This window comes from Streptomyces sp. NPDC058157 (assembly GCF_042884105.1).
In the GTDB taxonomy this organism is placed as follows: domain Bacteria; phylum Actinomycetota; class Actinomycetes; order Streptomycetales; family Streptomycetaceae; genus Streptomyces.
In genome coordinates this window covers 1-2,051 of the sequence record NZ_JBHVUQ010000408.1, presented here as the reverse complement: position 1 = coordinate 2,051, position 2,051 = coordinate 1, and the positions used below count along the sequence as shown (strand labels likewise).

Genomic DNA, 2,051 nt, shown 5'->3' with positions numbered 1-2,051 from the left:
AGCCGCCGTCGTAGACGACGCCGCGCGACAGGACCCGGCCGTCGCGCACCTCGCCGGCCTGCAGGACCACGCGGCTGCCGACGGACCGGCCGGTCACTCCGGGTCCCAGTTCGGCGATGGTCCCGGCGACCTCGTGTCCGAGGGTGACGGTGTCCCCGGGGAGGTGCAGGGGGGTGAGGGTGCCGTCGATGAGGTGCACGTCGGACAGGCAGACGCCGGCGGCCTCCACCTTGACCAGCACCTGGCCGGGTCCGGGGGAGGGGACGGGGACCTCTTCGACGGTGAGGGTGCGCGAGGGGACGTGCAGGCGCGCGGCACGCATGAGTTCCATGCGGGGAGCCCCTTTCAGATCTGCGACCGCGAGCTATCGCAAGTCGTCTTGCGTTCCAACGTACGCCGCCCCCGCTCCTATCGCAAGGAGCCTTGCGATAGCCTGGGCGGGTGACGCGCCACGAGGAAAACCCCCCACAGCAGTCCCCGCCCCTGAGACGGCGCGGGGAGCGGATGCGGCAGGCCGTCCTCACCGCCACCGTCGACCTGCTCACGTCCCAGGGGCTGGCGGCCACCACGGTCACCGCCGTCTCCCGGGCGGCCGGCGTGCACGAGACCTCGGTTTACCGGCGCTGGAAGACCCGCGAGAACCTGATCTTCGACGCGCTCGCCACCCGCACCGAGGCGGCCCTGCCCACCCCCGACACCGGCACGGTCCGTGAGGACCTGTGCGAACTGTTCACGGCACTGACCCGCTTCTTCGCCACGCCCGCCGGCACCGCGCTGCTCCTCCTGGGTACGGTCCGCGAGCAGGGCGCGCTGGAAGAAGGCCGGCGCGCGTACTGGCAGGCCCGCCTCGAACGTGCCGAAGTGCTCGTCCGGCGCGGCGTCGACCGCGGCGAACTGGCCGAGGGCACCGACCCCCACCTCCTGGTGGAAGCCATCACGGGTCCCCTCCTCGCCAGGGTCCTCCTCACCGGCGAACCCCTCGACGACACCCTGGCCGCCCGCCTGATCGACCTTGCCCTGGACGGCTCCCGCCCGCCTCATCGCCCGGGCCGCCCGACCCCGTGAAATCGATCACCTGGGCTTGCGCGGTGACTAACGCTCAGGAGCAGCGGGTGCGGCCCTCGGGCGTGTGGGCCACGGGGGTCGGGGTCGCCAGGGTGCAGGCGCTGGAGAGCGAGCGGGAGGACGCGCTGTTCCGTGACCCGCCGGCGAAGGCCTTCGCCACCGCCGGCGGCCTGTGGCCCTCCTCGCCGCCGCCCGAAGACGAGGCCGCGAGACTCCGCCGTCGGGCCGTGTCGTTCTCCGTCGTCATCAGGACCAGGTTCCTCGACGACCTGTTGCGGCAGGCATCCGGGGCCGGAATCCGGCAGGTCGTGCTGCTCGGTGCCGGCATGGACAGCCGGGCCTTCAGGATGGACTGGCCCGAGGGCACCCGGGTGTTCGAGGTCGACACCGCCGCCCCGCTGGAGTTCAAGGCCGCGGGGCTCCGCCAGGAGCGGGCCGTCCCGCGCTGCGAGCGGATCACCGTCGCGGCGGATCTGCGCGAGGACTGGCCGGGTGCGCTCGTCGCCGCCGGGCACGACCCGGCCGCGGCGACCGCGTGGATCGCCGAAGGCCTGCTGATCTATCTGCCCGAGGAAGCGGTGGAGCTGCTGACGGCTCGGATCGGCGAGCGGTCGGCGCCGGGCAGCCGGATGGGGCTGACCCTGGGCTCGCGCGGCGTGATCGAGCGCTTCGGCGCGGACGCCCCGCCGGGATCGGCGGCTTCCCTGTGGGTCTCGGAGACGCCCGACGACCCGGTGGGCTGGCTGGCCGGGCACGGCTGGGAGGCCACCGCCCATACCCTGCGCGAGCGCGCCGCCGCCTACGGCCGCCCGATCGGCATCCCGGCGCAGCCCGGGGAGCGGATCGGCGGCCTGATCTCGGCGGTCCGCCGGTGAACGAGCGAGGAGACGATATGGGCGGTGGCGTGAGCGTGCCCGGCAGGTTCCCGGTGTCGTTGGCGCAGGCGTGCGGTGGAGTGGCGCTACTGGGCGGCCGGCGAGGTCCGG

At 74.0% G+C, this 2,051-nt stretch carries 3 protein-coding genes; 2 read left to right on the top strand and 1 reads right to left on the bottom strand.

Annotated elements, in window-relative coordinates:
* The coding region (locus ACFVXK_RS38395) for an alcohol dehydrogenase catalytic domain-containing protein (RefSeq protein WP_389621975.1) at positions 1–331 on the bottom strand (331 nt) is incomplete at its 3' end.
* A gap of 173 nt (positions 332–504) precedes the next feature.
* Here ACFVXK_RS38395 and ACFVXK_RS38390 point away from each other — a divergent pair.
* Both ACFVXK_RS38390 and ACFVXK_RS38385 read left to right on the top strand, forming a co-directional pair.
* Positions 505–1,065, top strand: a complete 561-nt coding sequence (locus ACFVXK_RS38390) for a TetR/AcrR family transcriptional regulator (RefSeq protein WP_389621981.1) — start codon at positions 505–507, stop codon at positions 1,063–1,065.
* A 62-nt stretch (positions 1,066–1,127) separates the two neighbouring features.
* Entirely contained in the window at positions 1,128–1,940 is an 813-nt protein-coding gene (locus tag ACFVXK_RS38385; protein ID WP_389621978.1) for a class I SAM-dependent methyltransferase, read from the top strand.
* Positions 1,941–2,051 lie beyond the last annotated feature (111 nt).

What these genes read in the sequence shown, in the direction of transcription:
- ACFVXK_RS38390 (WP_389621981.1), top strand. Translation starts at nt 505, where the DNA reads ATGCGGCAGGCCGTCCTCACCGCCACCGTCGACCTGCTCACGTCCCAG.